An 887-nucleotide genomic window follows, 5' to 3' on the forward strand; every position below is an offset into this window, starting at 1 on the left:
ATTTTTAACCAGTTTTCAGCAGGAATATTCAATCTATTGAGAATATCCTGGCTACTCGCGCTTATGGCACCGCGTTTGTCATCACGAATAATCCGCCCTGTATCTTCAACCAGCACAATGTAATCTTTGACGCTAAACATCAAACCATTAGGCATATCCAAACGTTCATTGCCCACAAAAGGCAGTAACTCCGCGGGTTGCTCACCTTTCATGGCTGAGTTGATCCGGCGCTGAATGCTGGTGTAATCGGAGCTTTCAGGGGCTGTAGCCATCTTGGCGCGGATAGGGTTTAAGTCCACATAGGCCATGCACGCAAGTACTGCAGCTTCATCTAATAATGCTTGGGATTTAAAGCGCCCCTCCCAAAATCGACCAGTGCAGTTATCTTCTTTATTGGCCATTCGGGCAATAGGTTCACACAGTGAACGCATAAACCAACTGATATCAGTCAAGCGTAGTCGGTATTGAGTAATACAGTCATTCACAGCCTGTAACTCAAACTCATTAAGCACTTCACCTTTAACAAACTTATTGGTCAGCAATGTGCCTTTAAAGCCTTTATGCCATTGGGTAAGCACCTCGAAATCAGACCAGTTTTTGGCGGTATCAATATCCACTTTTAGCACCACATGTAAATGATTACTCATCACCGAATAAGCACAAATATCAATGGCAAAAATCGTCGCAAGCTCTAATATCCGAGAATCAACCCACTCACGGCGATGCTCATAGTTATCACCAGAGCTTGCATCAAAACCACATAGAAAGGCTTTACGCACCACTCTAGAACAGCAGTGGTAGTAAGGCGTATCTTCTAAACTCACGAGTGTTTCTCTTGGTCTGGCCATCATCTATCACCGATTATTAAGCAATAACCAAAGCCTAGT

1 protein-coding gene is annotated in these 887 nt (G+C 43.9%); it reads right to left on the reverse strand.

Annotation, left to right across the window (positions count from 1 at the left end; translation table 11 throughout):
• Positions 1–848, reverse strand: an 848-nt coding sequence (locus tag Q4557_RS19770) for a transposase (protein WP_303415045.1), incomplete at its 3' end; no start/stop codon positions are given.
• Between the last annotated feature and the right edge of the window lie 39 nt (positions 849–887).

The organism is Shewanella sp. 5_MG-2023, from assembly GCF_030547465.1.
Classification (GTDB): Bacteria; Pseudomonadota; Gammaproteobacteria; order Enterobacterales; family Shewanellaceae; genus Shewanella.